Annotated in this window: 15 protein-coding genes; 8 read left to right on the top strand and 7 right to left on the bottom strand. The window is 59.8% G+C overall.

From position 1 onward, the window contains the following. Positions 1-258 precede the first annotated feature (258 nt). Both LQ956_RS07795 and LQ956_RS07790 read left to right on the top strand, forming a co-directional pair. Positions 259-1,608: an adenosylmethionine--8-amino-7-oxononanoate transaminase gene (locus tag LQ956_RS07795; protein ID WP_238629777.1), complete on the top strand. Its 1,350-nt coding sequence runs from the start codon at positions 259-261 to the stop codon at positions 1,606-1,608. Between the two features lie 341 nt (positions 1,609-1,949). After that, positions 1,950-4,262 (top strand): NADP-dependent malic enzyme, encoded by a 2,313-nt coding sequence (locus LQ956_RS07790; protein ID WP_238622732.1) that lies wholly within the window; start codon positions 1,950-1,952, stop codon positions 4,260-4,262. Positions 4,263-4,350: 88 nt separating this feature from the next. Here the strand turns inward: LQ956_RS07790 and LQ956_RS07785 are convergent, their stop codons facing one another. Further along, a complete protein-coding gene (locus LQ956_RS07785; protein WP_238622733.1) occupies positions 4,351-5,049 on the bottom strand; it encodes a DJ-1/PfpI family protein in 699 nt (232 codons plus the stop codon). A 240-nt stretch (positions 5,050-5,289) separates the two neighbouring features. Here LQ956_RS07785 and LQ956_RS07780 point away from each other — a divergent pair, with 240 nt between their 5' ends. Then, positions 5,290-5,664: a phasin family protein gene (locus LQ956_RS07780; RefSeq protein WP_238622734.1), complete on the top strand. Its 375-nt coding sequence runs from the start codon at positions 5,290-5,292 to the stop codon at positions 5,662-5,664. A 124-nt stretch (positions 5,665-5,788) separates the two neighbouring features. Here the strand turns inward: LQ956_RS07780 and LQ956_RS07775 are convergent, their stop codons facing one another. Beyond that, the gene (locus tag LQ956_RS07775; RefSeq protein WP_238622735.1) at positions 5,789-6,280 is read right to left on the bottom strand and encodes a hypothetical protein; all 492 of its coding nucleotides are present in this window, start codon (positions 6,278-6,280) and stop codon (positions 5,789-5,791) included. An 81-nt stretch (positions 6,281-6,361) separates the two neighbouring features. Between LQ956_RS07775 and urtB the strand changes: the two genes are divergently transcribed. The 4 genes from urtB to urtE are packed head-to-tail and all read left to right on the top strand — an operon-like array spanning position 6,362 to position 10,361. Continuing rightward, positions 6,362-7,714: an urea ABC transporter permease subunit UrtB gene (gene urtB / locus LQ956_RS07770; RefSeq protein ID WP_238629776.1), complete on the top strand. Its 1,353-nt coding sequence runs from the start codon at positions 6,362-6,364 to the stop codon at positions 7,712-7,714. A 3-nt stretch (positions 7,715-7,717) separates the two neighbouring features. Then, positions 7,718-8,830, top strand: a complete 1,113-nt coding sequence (gene urtC, locus LQ956_RS07765; RefSeq protein WP_238622737.1) for an urea ABC transporter permease subunit UrtC — start codon at positions 7,718-7,720, stop codon at positions 8,828-8,830. After that, positions 8,827-9,669, top strand: coding sequence for an urea ABC transporter ATP-binding protein UrtD (urtD, locus tag LQ956_RS07760; RefSeq protein ID WP_238629775.1), 843 nt, complete (start codon positions 8,827-8,829; stop codon positions 9,667-9,669). The genes urtC and urtD overlap by 4 nt, the downstream gene beginning before the upstream one ends. Continuing rightward, positions 9,666-10,361, top strand: a complete 696-nt coding sequence (urtE, locus tag LQ956_RS07755) for an urea ABC transporter ATP-binding subunit UrtE (protein ID WP_238629774.1) — start codon at positions 9,666-9,668, stop codon at positions 10,359-10,361. Before urtD ends, urtE begins: the two co-directional genes overlap by 4 nt. A 119-nt stretch (positions 10,362-10,480) precedes the next feature. Here the strand turns inward: urtE and LQ956_RS07750 are convergent, their stop codons facing one another. Next, positions 10,481-11,053 (bottom strand): YceI family protein, encoded by a 573-nt coding sequence (locus LQ956_RS07750; protein WP_238629773.1) that lies wholly within the window; start codon positions 11,051-11,053, stop codon positions 10,481-10,483. A gap of 238 nt (positions 11,054-11,291) precedes the next feature. Here LQ956_RS07750 and LQ956_RS07745 point away from each other — a divergent pair, with 238 nt between their 5' ends. Beyond that, positions 11,292-12,440, top strand: a complete 1,149-nt coding sequence (locus tag LQ956_RS07745; protein ID WP_238622741.1) for a transposase — start codon at positions 11,292-11,294, stop codon at positions 12,438-12,440. Positions 12,441-12,582: 142 nt separating this feature from the next. On the opposite strand, the gene LQ956_RS07740 is transcribed toward LQ956_RS07745, so the two are convergent. The 4 genes from LQ956_RS07740 to fabI form a co-directional block, all read right to left on the bottom strand. Then, the gene (locus LQ956_RS07740; RefSeq protein WP_238622742.1) at positions 12,583-12,789 is read right to left on the bottom strand and encodes a dodecin family protein; all 207 of its coding nucleotides are present in this window, start codon (positions 12,787-12,789) and stop codon (positions 12,583-12,585) included. A 139-nt stretch (positions 12,790-12,928) separates the two neighbouring features. Continuing rightward, positions 12,929-14,122, bottom strand: a complete 1,194-nt coding sequence (locus tag LQ956_RS07735) for an acetate/propionate family kinase (RefSeq protein ID WP_238622743.1) — start codon at positions 14,120-14,122, stop codon at positions 12,929-12,931. 3 nt (positions 14,123-14,125) lie between these two features. Further along, a complete protein-coding gene (locus LQ956_RS07730; RefSeq protein WP_238622744.1) occupies positions 14,126-15,535 on the bottom strand; it encodes a bifunctional enoyl-CoA hydratase/phosphate acetyltransferase in 1,410 nt (469 codons plus the stop codon). Positions 15,536-15,538: 3 nt separating this feature from the next. Further along, positions 15,539-16,315, bottom strand: a complete 777-nt coding sequence (gene fabI, locus LQ956_RS07725; RefSeq protein ID WP_430733406.1) for an enoyl-ACP reductase FabI — start codon at positions 16,313-16,315, stop codon at positions 15,539-15,541. Positions 16,316-16,329 lie beyond the last annotated feature (14 nt).

Raw genomic sequence — 16,329 nt, 5'->3', positions numbered from 1 at the left:
TATCTCCCGGGTCAGCCTTTTTGTTACAGGGCGCCTTGCCATCAATCCCGGGAATACGTTGCTGTTACTTTTGCTTCGGCTCCGTCATTCCCGCGCAAGCGGGAATCCAGTATGTGCAGAACCTCATGGGCTCCCGCAGGATACCCTTTTAACACGGGAATCAATGCCGGGTTCAAGAGCGGGAGTGGTGCCACATGTGCAGAACCTCCAACCACGGAAAAGACTGATTCATAGCATCCTTGAAGAGGGCTTCAGCCAATGAACAATCACGACCTGACCCGCAGGGACCTGGCCGTTGTCTGGCATCCCTGTACCCAGATGAAGGATCACGAACACCTACCCATGACGCCGATTCGGCGAGGGGAGGGGGTGTGGCTGGAGGATTTCGACGGCAACCGCTATCTGGATGCTGTCAGCTCTTGGTGGGTGAACCTGTTCGGCCATGCCAATCCCTACATCAATGCCGCCATCCGCCGGCAGCTGGATGATCTGGAACATGTGATCCTGGCCGGTTTCACCCATGAACCGGTGGTCCGGTTGTCCGAGCGTCTGGTGGCGATCACGCCGCCGGGCCTGAGCCGATGCTTCTACGCCGACAACGGGTCCGCCGCCGTCGAAGTCGCGCTGAAGATGAGCTTCCATTACTGGCTCAATCAAGGCCGCAAGGACAAGACCCGGTTCATCTGTCTCTCCAACAGCTATCACGGGGAAACCCTGGGGGCGCTGGCGGTGGGTGACGTGCCTCTGTACAAGTCCACCTATGGGCCGCTACTGATGGAGGTCATGACCGTGCCGGGTCCGGACTGTTTCGAGCGTGAACCGGGCGAGGATTGTGAACAAGTGGCCGAGCGAATGTTCGAGGCAATGGAGGCGACGTTGGCAAGGCACGCCCACGAAACCTGCGCGGTGATCGTCGAGCCCCTGGTGCAATGCGCCGGCGGCATGCGCATGTATCACCCCCGGTATCTGCAATTGTTGCGCGAGGCCTGTGACCGCCACGGGGTGCATCTGATCGCCGACGAGATCGCGGTGGGGTTCGGCCGGACCGGGACCCTGTTTGCCTGTGAACAGGCGGGTATCTCGCCGGATTTCATGTGTCTGTCCAAGGGACTGACCGGGGGCTATCTGCCGCTGTCCGTGGTGCTGACCCATGATCAGGTCTATGACGCCTTTTATGATGAGTACACGCGCCTGACCGCATTTCTGCATTCCCATTCCTATACCGCCAATCCGCTGGCCTGCACGGCGGCTTTGGCCACCCTGGACCTGTTCGAACGGGATGACGTCATCGGGCGAAATCGACGGCTGGCAGCGGTGATGGCCGAATCCCTGGCGCCGTTGAAGGATCATCCCCACGTGGCGGATGTGCGTCAGCACGGGATGATCGCGGCGGTGGAGATGGTGAGAAACAAGACCACCCGCGAACCGTACCCCTGGCAGGAGCGTCGTGGTCTGGCGATCTACCGGCACGGCCTCAAACGAGGCGCACTGCTCAGACCGCTGGGCAACGTGAGTTACCTGATGCCGCCGTACGTAATCACCGAGGAGCAGATCCGGTTCCTGGCGCAGGTGATGATGGAAGGCATCGACCTGGCGTGCAGGGATTGACTCGCGGTGATGGCTCCGACGCGAACTTTGTTCGTCACTCCCGTGAAAGCGGGAGTTCAGGAGTTCATAGGGGCTTTCCGTGACTGGATTCCCGCGAACGCGGGAATGACGGTACCAATACCATGGCACCCGGAGGTTCGCATAATGTATATTATGTTAAATAACGGGACTCAGTACCGATTCCCCTCCGGTTGCAGCCTGTTGCCGATGTCACAAACAATTTTCGATTCCGACACCAGACAGCTTGGAAAACGGTCATATCGGGTGCGACCACAGCAATAAAGTCGGATAATGGTCCGCTTTCCGATTCCAAGACCCGTACCCGGAGATCCATCGCACCCATGGATAAAAGCTCGCTGGACCAGGCCGCACTGGACTATCACTATTTCCCCACCCCCGGAAAGATCTCGGTCGTGCCCACCAAGGGGTTGACCAATCAGCGCGATCTCGCCCTGGCGTACTCTCCCGGTGTCGCCGCCGCCTCGCGGCTGATTGCCAAAGATCCGGCACAGGTGGGACGTCTGACGGCACGGGCCAATTTGGTGGGCGTGGTCACCAACGGCACGGCCGTGCTTGGCCTGGGTGCTGTCGGTCCCCTGGCGGCGAAGCCGGTGATGGAAGGCAAAGGCGTACTTTTCAAGAAGTTTGCCAATATCGACGTGTTCGATATCGAACTGGATGAGCTTGATCCGGACAAGCTGGTGGACATCATCGCCGCCATGGAGCCCACCTTCGGCGGTATCAACCTGGAGGACATCAAGGCCCCGGAATGCTTCTATATCGAGCGCAAACTGCGGGAGCGGATGAAGATCCCCGTCTTCCACGACGATCAGCATGGGACTGCCATCGTGGTGGCCGCCACCGTGCTCAACGCCATGCAGCTCACCCGCAAGGAACTGAGCAGTATCAAGCTGGTGACCTCCGGTGCTGGTGCCGCCGCCCTCGCCTGCTTGGATCTGCTGGTGACCATGGGACTGCCGCTGGACAACATCTGGGTGACGGATATCCACGGCGTGGTCTACAAAGGTCGCCCCGAAGAAATGGATAGTTTCAAGGAACGCTACGCCCAGGACACCGAAGGCAGGACCTTGGGCGACATCATCGGCGGTGCCGACGTCTTCCTGGGTCTGTCCGCCGGTGGTGTCCTTAAGCAGGACATGGTGGCCCGCATGGCCCCCAATCCGCTCATCATGGCGCTGGCCAACCCGGACCCGGAGATCCTACCCGAAGAAGTCATGGCGGTGCGGGATGATGCCATGATGGCCACCGGCCGCTCCGATTACCCGAACCAGGTGAATAATGTCTTGTGCTTCCCCTTCATCTTCCGCGGTGCCCTGGACGTGGGAGCGACCACCATCACCACGGAGATGCAGATTGCCGCGGTGAAGGCGCTGGCTGAACTGGCCCGGGCCGAACCTTCCGATGTGGTGGCCAAGGCCTATGGTGATGAAGGTCTGCGCTTTGGCCCTTCCTACCTGATTCCCAAGCCTTTCGATCCGCGCCTGATCGTCAAGATTGCCCCCATGGTGGCCAAGGCCGCCATGGATTCCGGGGTGGCCACCGCTCCCATCGAGGAACTGTGGACCTATCGGGACCACCTGAACGACTTCGTCTATCAATCCGGTTTTGTCATGAAACCGGTATTTGCCGCCGCCAAGGCGGCCCCCCGGCGTGTCATCTATGCCGAAGGTGAAGATGAGCGGGTGCTGCGTGCGGTACAGACGGTACTGGAAGAAGGCCTGGCCCAGCCCATCGTGGTGGGCCGGCCTGAAGTGATCGAGTCCCGCATCGAACGCATCGGCCTGAATCTGCGCCCCGGCGAGGATTTTGAGCTGGTGAACCCCGCTTCCGACGCCCGTTTTCGCACCCTCTGGAGCGAGTATCACCAGATCATGGGGCGCAAGGGCATCACGCCGGACATCGCCAAATACCGCGTACGCAGCAACAACACCCTAATCAGTGCCATGTTGCTGCGCACGGGAGATGCCGATGCCATGGTCTGCGGCATGGTGGGCCAGCACGCCTACCATCTGAAATTCATCGAAGACGTGATCGGTCTGGCGCCCGGGGTGCGGACCTTTGCCACCATGAACCTGCTCATGCTGCCCCATCGCACCCTGTTCCTGTGTGACACCTACGTCAATGAGAATCCGAATGCGGAAACCATTGCGGAAATCACCCTGATGGCGGCGGAGGAAGTACGCAATTTCGGTCTGACGCCCAAGGTGGCACTGGTTTCCCACTCCAATTTCGGTAGCGTCCCGTCCGAAGGGGCGCGCAAGATGAGTCGCGCCCGTGCCCTCTTGGAGCAGATGGATCCGAACCTGGAAGTGGATGGGGAAATGCACGCAGATGCCGCGCTCAAGGAAGAGATCCGCGATCAGCTCATTCAGGGGTGCCGTCTCAAGGGCGAGGCCAATCTGTTGGTGATGCCCAACATCGATGCCGCGAACATCTCTTTCAATCTGCTCAAGGCGGCCAGCGGCGAAGGGGTCAGTGTGGGGCCGATCCTGCTGGGCTCCGCCAGACCTGCGCATATCCTCAATGAAACCGCGTCCGTACGCCGCCTGGTCAACATGACGGCGCTGGCGGTGGTGGATGCCCAGCAGGCGGAAAGCCGTCAGGCGCAGCTTCGGGATCCGATGCAGCGCTAAAGGCCCCTCGTCCCCTGCCCTTCTCCCCCCAGGGGGAGAAGGGAGGCGGCAGTTTCTTGGGACGTCGAGGGAGGGGCAAGCCGTGAATCTAGCTGATAGGCTGTTGTTCTGCCTGTGGCACCTGCAGGGTCGGTGGCTTCAGGCCTTCGAGTACGCGGCGGCGGCTGTTTTCCGGGAAGGGATATTCCATATTGCGGGCCGCCGCCCGTGCCACCTCCTGGCCGTGGTAGCGCAGTACCAGTTGCAAGGCCATGTCGATGCCGGCGGAAATGCCCGCCGAGGTGATGACGGAACCGGCATCCACGACGAACTCATCTTCCACCACCATCACCTCCGGAAATGAATCCCGCATCCACTCAAGGGATCGCCAGTGGGTGGTGGCCCGCAGGCCGTCCAACAGGCCCGCCTTGCCCAGGAGCATGGCCCCTGTGCAGACACCGGCCAGCAGGGACAGGCCATCGGAGCGTTCCCGGATCCAGTTCATCAGCACGGGATTGTTGATCTCCCTGCGGGCTCCCTTCCCTCCCGGTACCACCAGGATGTCCAGTTCCGGGCAATCGGTGAAATCATGATGGGGCAGGACCATCATGCCGCCGGTGGTGGTGATGGGGCGCTTGTGCTCGGCAATCAGGCGGATGTCGAAAGGCGACTCCGTTTCGGCGCGCCTGGATTCATCCAGCCGGGTGGTGGCAAAGACTTCAAACGGCCCGGCAAAATCAAGGGCCTCTACCTGGTCAAAGACCAGGATCCCCGTCAGGGTGCGTCGGACTGTGATGTTGTTGTTCATCATCGGCTTCCTGAATGACCCGGTCGGCCTTTCCGTTGCCACGGGCCGACCTGTCGACATTGACTGATCACAAAAATACTTCGGCTTTCCCAATTATGCATCCAGTTTATGCGGTTTTAATGTTTTCGCGTGGGGGCATGCCCCCATGAAAATGTTGCACCGCACAAAAGGATGCGATATGCTGCAACGCAACAAGGTTGGGAATCCGCCCGCCTTGGCAAACCCAACAGGAGATTTGCCATGTACAACGAATTCTTCAACACCTCCCAGGAACAGTTCGACAAGATGGCTGCTCCGGTGCGCAAATTCAATAATGCCACCCTTGACTATGTGTCCAAGCTGGTGGAATACCAGATCAGCATGTTCCGCAGCTACTCCGAGATTTCCATCGAGCAGATGCGTGCGCTGCAGACCGTGACCGATCCCAAGAGCCTGCAGGCCTATGTGGGTGCCCAGGCCGAGGCCACCAAGTCCCTGGGCGAAAAGGTCGCCAAGGACGCCAACGAACTGGTGGAGCTGCAGCGCGGTTATGCCGAAGAAGTACAGAAACTGAGCGAAGAAGGCTTGGCCACCGTCACCAGTATCGACCCTGCCAAGGCTCGTAAAAGCGCCTGATTTTTTCTTCAGACCAGGATTGTGTCATGGGCAGGGACGCCCGTAGGTTGTTTTCTCCTATCCTATCCGCACTATCCCCTGCGCCCACCAATGTGTCTGGTGGGCGTTTTTTTGTCAGGGACTTTCAGCGTGCCGACAGGGGAGCGCCTGTCTTGCGCCGAGCTTCGAAAAATACGCCATTCCAGGCGGTGATCAGTGTCTCCTCACCCTTGAGCAGGAGGCTCATGGGTTCCTCCAGCGGCGTGTCGAAACAGGTGATCTCCACCGTGGTCACCTCCCCCTCTGGAAAGCCCAATGCCTGCGGCGTGATGCCGTAGTGCTCGACAAAGGCCTCCGGCTCAAGGGCGTGGACCACATACCCGGGCTTGAGGCACTGAATATCCTCGAAATGAGCGATATGTTTCGAATACACACCGTTGCGACCCACCAGGGCCTGCGTCTCTTCTTCGGTCAGTGCGGCATCTTCCGTGGTGGTAAAGCCCTCCACTGTCCAGACCCCGAAAAAACCTTCATCCGAAACCTTCTGGCTACAGCCGGCCATCAGCAATGCCGCCACCACCATGGCAGCCCCGCCTCCTGCTCGGACGATGATGTCACTGCGTTCATTCTGCTGCACGCCCTGCGCCTCCACGTTGTTGAAATGAGGTTAAAAACCTGAGCTTGCAAAGGGTATCAGATTGCGGCCCCCAGGTTATTGATGACTGTCGGCACAGCACGAATTCAGTGCACGTCTGAAGTCCTCGCCGACGGGGTCCCGGCGGGCGCCCGAGCGGTGCCCATCAACAATCCCATGCGCAATCTGTTGCGGGATCTCGCCGCCATGGCGGACATGAACCATACCCTGCCCCAGCGACGGATATTGGCCAGTGAGCGCCTGATGCGCGGATCGCTGGGACCGGAGCAGATGGCGCTGATCGAATCCCGCCTGCTGGTGGAAGAACATCCCCGGGTCATCGATGCCCTGGAGATCACCCGGGCAGTGGGATTGCTGCGCCACGAGGACGCGCAGGTACGCCTGGAGGCCCTGGAACGTCTGCGGGGTTCCCTGCTGGCGGTGGTCCGATCCACGGTCGGCACCGTGGCCGAGCAGGACCCGGATCCCATCGTGCGTCAGCGCGCGGTGGAAACCCTGGAAGCCATTCAAACCCGGATCGCCTTTTACCGTTTTACGGAAAACCTGTTCTTCGGCCTGAGCCTGGGCTCGGTGCTGCTGCTGGCTGCCCTGGGATTGGCCATCACCTTCGGCGTCATGGGGGTGATCAACATGGCCCATGGGGAGTTGATCATGATCGGCGCCTATACCACCTGGTTCCTGCAGACCCTGATGCCGGGCAACCTGACCGCCGCCCTGCTGCTGGCCATCCCCGCCGCCTTTCTTGTATCCGGCCTGGTGGGCGTGGCCATGGAGCGGGGCATCATCCAGTTCCTCTACGGTCGCCCCCTGGAGACCCTGCTGGCCACCTTCGGCCTGAGCCTGATCCTGCAACAGGCGGTCAGAAGCCTGTTTTCCCCGTTGAACCAGGCCGTGGCCTCGCCGGAGTGGATCAGCGGTTCCCTGGCGGTGAATCCGGTGCTGTCGCTCACCTGGAATCGCATCTACATACTCATCTTTGCTCTGCTGGTGTTCCTGGCCTTGCTGCTCATTCTCAAGCGCACCACCCTGGGGCTGAAGGTGCGGGCGGTGTCCCAGAATCGGACCATGGCCCGTGCTCTCGGTGTCCGCGCCAGTTGGGTGGACGCCATGACCTTCGGCCTGGGCGCCGGTATCGCCGGCGTGGCCGGCGTGGCCCTGGCTCAACTCACCAATGTGGGTCCCAACATGGGGCAGTCCTACATCGTGGATTCCTTCATGGTGGTGGTCTTCGGTGGCGTGGGCAACATCTGGGGCACCTTCGTGGGCGCGCTGGGGCTCGGGGTCATGACCAAGTTCATGGAGCCCTTTGCCGGTGCGGTGCTGGCCAAGATCTTCTTGCTCATCTTCATCATTTTGTTCATCCAGTATCGGCCCCGGGGTCTGTTCCCCCAGAAGGGTCGCAGCGCGGAGGTCTGATCCATGCTCACCCGACTACTATTGAGTGACCGTGGCGGCCTCATCGTCCTGGCCTTACTGACGGCCCTGATCATCTATGTGCCCATCGGCAACCTACTGTTACCCGCGGACTCGCCCTTGCACGTGTCCACCTTCACCGTAACCCTGCTGGGCAAATTCCTGTGCTTTGCCCTGCTGGCCCTGGCCATCGATCTGATCTGGGGGTATGCGGGCATTCTGTCCCTGGGGCATGGGGCCTTCTTCGGGCTGGGGGGCTACGTCATGGGTATGTACCTCACCCGCCAGATCGGTGACCGAGGTGTCTACGGAAATCCGGAACTGCCGGACTTCATGGTCTTCATGAACTACGACAGCCTGCCCTGGTACTGGCAGGGTTTTGACCAGTTCTGGTTTGCCCTGTTGATGGTGATGCTGGTGCCCGGCCTGCTGGCGCTGGTGTTCGGATGGATGGCGTTTCGTTCACGGGTCTCCGGGGTGTACTTTGCCATCATTACCCAAGCCCTGGTCTTTGCCTTGATGCTGGCTTTCTTCCGCAACGAACTGGGCTTTGGCGGCAATAACGGACTGACGGATTTCAAGGACATCCTCGGCTTTGACATCACCGCCCGTCAGACCCGGGTCACCCTGTTCGTCATCAGCGGACTTTGCCTGATCGGGGCCTACCTGATATGCCGATACATCATCACGTCCCGTTTCGGCCGCGTGCTGATGGCGATCCGGGACGCAGAGAGTCGCACCCGGTTTGCCGGCTATCAGGTGGAATCCTACAAGCTTTGGTTGTTCGTCTTTTCCGCCATGCTGGCGGGCATCGCCGGCGCCCTATATGTCCCCCAGGTGGGCATCATCAATCCCGGCGAGTTCTCCCCCATCGCTTCCATTGAGGCGGTGCTGTGGGTGGCCGTCGGGGGGCGAGGCTCCCTGTTCGGGGCCATCATCGGTGCCTTTTCGGTCAACGGCGCCAAGACCTGGTTCACCACGGTGTATCCGGAGGTCTGGTTGTTCGCGCTGGGTATCCTGTTCGTCCTGGTCACCCTGTTCCTGCCCCGGGGGATTGCCGGTGTTTTCCGCACCCTGGGGCAATGGACATCACGCAAACCCAAGGGAGATGAACAATGAGCCTGCTCAAGGATACGCGGGCGCTGATGCGCCGGGATCAGGTTTTTGATTTCATGCTACCTCCGCCGGATTTTGAGCAGCCGGTGGATCTGTCCCACGGCCCCATTCTCTATCTGGAAGATGTTTCGGTCAGTTTTGACGGTTTTCGTGCCCTCAATCGCCTGAACCTGGCGGTGGATGCCGGTGAACTGCGCTGCATCATCGGGCCCAACGGGGCCGGCAAGACCACCATGATGGATGTGATCACCGGCAAGACCCGGGCCGACGAAGGACAGATCTATTTCGGTCAGCGCATCGATCTGCAAAAACTTTCGGAGTACCAGATTGCCCGGGGCGGCATCGGGCGCAAGTTTCAGAAACCCACGGTTTTTGAAGCTCTCACCGTGTTCGAAAACCTGGAACTGTCTCTGGCCTCGGACAAGTCCACCTGGGTCAGTCTGGGTTTCCAGCTGAGTGCGCAACAAAAGGAACGCCTGGACTATGTGCTTGGACTCATCGGTCTGGGTGCTCTGCCGACACGACTTGCCGGGGCCCTTTCTCACGGTCAGAAGCAGTGGCTGGAGATCGGCATGCTGCTGATGCAGAACCCCATGGTGCTACTAGTGGATGAACCGGTGGCCGGTATGACCGCCGAGGAAACAGAGCGCACGGCCGAACTCCTGACCTCCCTGTCGGGACGTCATACCGTGATCGTGGTGGAACATGACATGGCCTTCGTCCGTTCCATCGCCCGACGGGTGACCGTGCTGCATCAGGGGTCCGTACTGGCAGAAGGCAGCATGGACCGGGTGTCCGGTGATCCCAGGGTCATTGAGGTCTATCTGGGAGAAGAGGCATGATTCGTATCCATGGTCTGAATCAGTATTACGGGCAAAGTCACATCCTGTGGGATTTATCCCTGTCCACCACCCCGGGCCGGGTGGCTTGCATCATGGGGCGCAATGGTGCGGGTAAGACCACCCTGCTCAAATGCATCATGGGGTTGCTGCCGATGCGCGAGGGGGAGATCCATCTGGGGGACCAGCGCATCGATCGCCTTAGCGTTGAGGCCCGCGCCCGTTCCGGCATCGGTTATGTTCCCCAGGGCCGAGAGATCTTTTCCCTGCTCACGGTGGAAGAAAACCTGCGTCTGCCGCTGACCTCCCGCCGGGATCGGCGGCGGCAGGTACCGGCTTACATCTATGAACTGTTTCCGGTGCTCAAGGAAATGCGCCATCGCCGAGGCGGGGATCTGTCCGGTGGGCAGCAGCAGCAGCTGGCCATTGGTCGTGCCCTGGTGCTGGACCCCAGGTTGCTGATCCTGGACGAGCCGGGTGAAGGTATCCAGCCCAATATCGTGCGCCAGATCGGCGAGGTGATCCGCAAGCTGCAGACCGAGATGGGTATTTCCGTGCTGTTGGTGGAGCAAAAACTGCCCTTCGCCCGACGTTTCGCCGATGAGTTCTTTCTGATGGAAAAGGGGTGTGTGCAGGCACAGGGTCTCATGAAAGACTTGGGTGATGAGCTGATTCAGCGTTATCTCAACGTTTGACATCCTCGCCCATGCATAAAAGTCAAAGCCCTCAGGATTCCTCCCGCGAGAGGCTCATGCCCAAGTGCGCGAATGTTTTTTGAAGTGGCCGGGCAACGCCCGGCCGGCCTGCGCACTGCTTACTCGGGTACCACCGCCTCCAGGGAAATGCTGATGGTGACCTCATCGCTCACATAGGGTACGAATTTGTCCGCGCTGAAGTCACTGCGCTTGACCACGGTATGGGCATGGGCCCCAATGGCGGGCCTTTCCAGCATGGGATGGGTCATGGCAGCAAAGTGAGTCACCTCCAGGGTCACTGGCAGTGTGACACCCTTCAGCGTCAGATGGCCATCAATGGACACCGGGCGACCATCCTGGAAATTGACCTGGCTGGACTGGAACACGGCCTCTGGATGCCGAGCGGTATCAAAGAAATCCTCTCCCTGGATATGTTCATTGAAGGTGACGTACCCGGTTTCCACCGAGGTCATGTCGATCACGATATCCACCTTCCCCGTTCCGGCGCTTTTGTCCAGGGTCACCGTCCCACTGGTCTGATTGAACTGGCTTGTCTGGCTGGACAGCCCTAAGTGGCTATAGGAAAAGCGCGGGTAGGTATGAGTAGGATCGATGTCGTAAGTCACCGGTTCGGCCACGGCGAGCCCGGAAACCAATGCCAGAGCGGCTGAAAGGCTGAAAAAAGGCTTCATGCGGAAATCCCCATAATATGAGTGAAACTGACCAGACCACGACGGCCCTGCCCGTAAACCATAGACGCCCTTGGTCACTGAAAAAATCCTGTTTCCAACGAAAGTCTGGTGAGCAACGCGCATTAATCCCGCTTAAATTTATTTTTTTGGTACTTATGAGGTTTTTTGTTGTTTTATTTATTTAAAAAGGACACCCACTTTATTTGCTAAAGACCCAAAAGAAGGGTATCCTCACAACATGACTCAGCCTCGCGCCACACTCATCAGCCTTGAAGAGACCCCCTGGTATCACGTGGTCAGCCGCTGCGTGCGCAGGGCGTTCCTATGCGGCAAGGATCCGTTGACCGGCGCCGACTACGCACACCGTCGAGCCTGGATCGAAGGGCGTATCCTTTCCCTGTCCTCCGTCTTCGCCATCGATATCGCCGCCTACGCAGTGATGTCTAACCATTATCATGTGGTTCTCCGGGTAGACCTCTCCCGCACCCATGCGTGGACCATTGAACAAGTCCTCGTCCGATGGACGCAGCTCTTTACCGGCCCTGCCCCGGTTCAGCGCTACCTGTCCGACGACAGGGTTCGGCTGAGTGCCGCGGAAATGGCCCAGGTAGAAGAGCTTGCCGAGATTTACAGGGCGCGCCTCCATGACATTTCCTGGTTCATGCGGGTACTGAATGAGTCCATCGCCAGACAGGCCAATCAGGAGGACGGCGTCAAGGGAAGGTTCTGGGAAGGACGTTTTAAGAGTCAGGCACTGCTGGATGAACAGGCGTTGCTGGCGGCGATGGCCTATGTGGATCTAAACCCGATACGTGCGGGGATCGCAGATGATCTGGAACGCAGCGACTATACGTCCGTTGCCAGACGGATCAGGAATGCCACCACCCCGGATAATGGAAAGAGTGACAGCACCGGCAAGACTGAAAGTGCTGCCGAATCGCCTTCTTCACCCGTGAAAACACCCCCCTCCCCCGCCCCCCACAGAATCGGTTCCGGCAGGGATCATGCCAGCGAAAACAACCCCTTGCGCCCGGAAAGATCCTTGCTGGCCATCCCGTTGGCATCACTGATGCCCTTTGAGGCATCGGGACGTTTTGAACAGACCATTCCATTCTCACTGGAGGATTATCTTGAACTGAGTGAAACCCTGGGACGCTGTGTGCACCCGATGAAGCGAGGTTTCATTTCCGAGAAGTCTCCCAGATTGCTGATTAGACTTGGAATGGAACCCCAGCAGTTCCTCCGTCATGCCGACCATCTGCTGAAAACTTTCGGCCCGGCCATCGGCACTGCGGAAACCTTGTCGGCACTGGCTCGGCGACGCCGGTGTCGGCGGATGCGAGGAATTGCCATGGCAAGACAGGTATTCCAGTCAAGGGCGGCCTGAACCACAATCGGCAGCGCAGATTCTGCGCATCACGCCCGGTGCCCATGCCCGGAGCACTGCTTGCCGGGCATGGGTGAGCAGTGGTGGGATCACAACCCGCAACCGACAAAGGGACGGGGGCGACAGTGCGGTAACATCTAATCTAATCTTCGTATTTGAACGACACGTTCAACCGGGCTCGGTAACACACGATGTCACCGGTCTCGTCCAGTTTCATGTCCAACTTTTTGACTTCGACAATACGCAGTTCACGCAGGCTGGAGCGGGCCTTGGCCACAGCCTGGGCGGCGGCATCTTCCCATGACTTTTCGCTGGTTCCGATCAGTTCAATGACCTTGTAAACGCTCATGACTAGACTCCTCGCCTTTCGACCTGGGTCGGTGGCAGATTTTTTGGTTCTCGGTTCCATGATGACCGGCCGCTACGGTCGGCAACCGTTTAAGCCGGTCCCCAAAGTCTAGTCAAGACTGTGCCGCTTTTCCTTGAATTCAAGGACAGCAACGGGCGGTATGCCAGGCGATCATGCGCTCTTCATCGGTGGGAATCACCCAGACCTTCACAGGACTGTCATCCGTACTGATGCACAATTCTCCCTGTTCATTGCGTCCTTCATCAAGGCGAACACCCAACCATTCGCAACCTCTGCACACCATGGCGCGCACCGGCGCGGCATGTTCGCCGATACCCGCCGTGAAGACCAGATGATCCAGCCCTCCCAAGGCGGCGGCGTGACTGCCGAGTTCTCGGATAATGCGGTAGGTAAACAGTTCCACCGCCTCCCTGGCCGAAGGTGTCTGATTATCGATCAGATCACGCATGTCCGCGCTGATACCTGAAACCCCAAAAAGTCCTGATTTTTTGTACAGAAGATCGCTCACTTGTTCGGGGGTCATGTTTTCATGGGTCAGCAGATGCAGGACCACGCCGGGGTCAATAGTCCCGCAGCGGGTTCCCATGGGCAACCCGTCCAGCGCGGTGAAACCCATGGTGGACGCCACACTGGCCCCATCACGCATCGCACACAGGCTGGCGCCGTTGCCAAGATGCGCCGCCACCACCCTGCCCGTCTCCGGCCTGCCCAGATATTCCGGCAGGCGGCGGCTGATGTAGTCATAGGACAGGCCATGGAAGCCATAGCGGATCAGACCCGCCTCGGTCAGATGCCGGGGCAAGGCAAAGGCCTGGGCGACCGCGGCCTGGGTGGTATGAAAACTGGTATCGAAGCAAGCCACCTGGGGCACGTCCGGACGCAGGGCAAACAAACTGCGAACCGGCGCCAGGCCATGGGGCTGATGCAGCGGTGCCAGAGGGATCAGGGCTTCCAGATCCGTCAGGACACCTTCATCCAGCAGGGCGGGCCGGCGATAGTGCCGCCCACCATGGACGATCCGATGTCCAATGGCGCTGATCCGGCCGGAATCTGGAACATCATCCATCCAGCCCAGTAACTCGGACAGGGCCTCCGCGTGGCCATACCGCCCATCCTCGGCGACCAGATGATCGTCCCGTATGGCCCGGCCGCGACCATCCCGGATCACCAGGCGGGCCTGCCGCCCCCCAAGCCCCGAGAAGTGTCCCTGATAATGGACGGCAAGCGCATCCAGTGACAGGCCCTTCCCCTGGCCCAACAGGGCGAACTTGAGACTGGATGAGCCGCTGTTGATGACCAGGATATCGCCCATTTCTTACCGAACCTTCTTCTTCTGATAGTCCGCCAGCAGCAATGCCAGGGCACAGGAAGCCATGCGGGTGATGGCATCATCAGCCCGACTGGTGAGCACGATGGGAACCCGGGCTCCCACCACCAGGCCGGCCCCTGTCGCATCCGCCAGGTAGGTCAACTGCTTCATGAGCATGTTGGCTGCTTCCAGATCCGGTGCCACCAGGATGTCAGCCCGACCGGCCACGGGGGAGATGATGTTTTTGGTCGCAGCCGCCGCCTCGGACACGGCATTGTCGAAGGCCAGCGGGCCATCAATCAAGGCGCCGGTAATCTGCCCACGATCCGCCATCTTGCACAGGGCCGCCGCCTCCAGGGTGGACTGGATCTTGGGATTCACCGTCTCCATCGCCGATAGAATGGCTACCTTGGGCAGCTCATTACCCACCGCGTGAGCCAACTCGATGGCGTTCTGCACGATATCCATCTTGTCGGCCAGAGAAGGATAGATGTTGATGGCCGCGTCGGTGATGAACAGGGGGCGTGGATAGGTCGGTACATCGAAGGCCATCACATGGCTGATGCGTCGTTCGGTCCGCAAGCCGGAATCCTTACGCACCACCTCCCGCAGCAATTCATCGGTATGCAGCGCCCCCTTCATGATGGCGCCCACGGTGCCGGCGCGGGTCATGGCCACCGCCTCTTCGGCCGCGGCATGGCTGTGGGGGACATGAATGATGCGAAAATCGCTGATGTCGATCTCCGCCTCATCCGCCGCCGCCCGGATGCGGTCCTCGGGACCGATCAGAATCGGATGGATCAGACCCGCCTTAGCAGACTCATAGGCCCCCAGGATGGAAGGTGCATCCACCGGATGCACCACGGCCATGTCGACCGGCTCCGGATGGGTGGCGGCATGCAACAGTTCATGCAGGCGCGCCCGCTCGGACATGCGAACCCGCGGCATCACAGTACGGGCACGGCGGATCTTTTCCGTGGGCGCCAGCACGTCGGCCACCCCCTCGATCACATCCCGACCTTCCTGATTGGTACACCGACAATCAAATTTGATGCGATTCTTTTCAGGGTCCTTTTCCAGGACCTTCACCTTCACCTGCAGGACATCACCCAGACCTACCGGGGCCCGAAACCGCAGGGTTTGCCCCAGATAGATGGTCCCGGGGCCGGGCAACTCGGTGCCCAACACGGTGGAGATGAGCGCTCCGCCCCACATGCCATGAGCGATGATCTCCTGAAAGCGCGAACTCTTGGCAAAATCCTCGTCCACATGGGCAGGGTTCACGTCCCCGGACATGATGGCGAATAGCTTGATGTCATCCATGGTGAGCCGGCGCTCGATAGAGGCCTCGTCGCCCACCCGAATCTCATCGAAAGTGCGGTTCTCGATGTAACCCAGATCGGTTTTCTTATCCATGACTCAGGCCCTTATGTTATGTCCGGCATCCACGTAAAGGGTGCTGCCGGTCAGTGACTGTCCGGCCCCTGAGGCCAGGAAAACGGCACTCTGCCCCACATCCTCGATGGTGGCCAGACGACGCAGGGGGGAACGGGTTTCGGCATCGCGGGCCAGATCTTCGAAATCCTGAATACCCGAGGCCGCCCGGGTACGGATGGGACCCGGCGAGATGGCATGCACCCGGATGCCTTGCGGACCCAGTTCCGCCGCCATGTAGCGCACACTGGATTCCAACGCGGCCTTGACCGGCCCCATGAGGTTGTAGTTGTCCACCACCTTTTCGGCACCGTAATAGGAGAGGGTGATCAGAGTGCCGCCCGCCTTCATCAGGTGTTCCGCCTGTCGGGCCAGGCGAATGAAGGAGTGACAGGAAACATTCATGGCCTGGGCAAAGCCGTCCCAGGAGCAGTCCACCACTCGACCATGGAGATCATCTCGTGGCGCAAAGGCCATGGAATGGATCAGAAAATCCAGCTTGCCCCAACGTTCGGCGGCGCGCTGGAACAGTGCATCCACTTGGGTCTGGTCAAGCACATCGCAAAGCATCAGTTCCGGATCCCCCATCTCACCGGCCAAGGGCCGGACATGGGATTCGGCCTTGGGATGGCCATAGGTCACGATCATTTCGGCACCCGCCTGCTGCAGCGCACGGGCACAGCCGTAGGCAATGCTGTCGGCATTGGCGAGGCCGGTAACGATGCCGGTTTTCCCTTGCATGGAGAAGGGTTGAGTCATCATGGGCAACCTCCAAT

The sequence above is a fragment of the Ectothiorhodospira lacustris genome (assembly GCF_022227845.1).
Classification (GTDB): domain Bacteria; phylum Pseudomonadota; class Gammaproteobacteria; order Ectothiorhodospirales; family Ectothiorhodospiraceae; genus Ectothiorhodospira; species Ectothiorhodospira lacustris.
The sequence above is the reverse complement of the archived record's forward strand: the minus strand, read 5'-3'. Positions and strand labels throughout refer to the sequence as shown.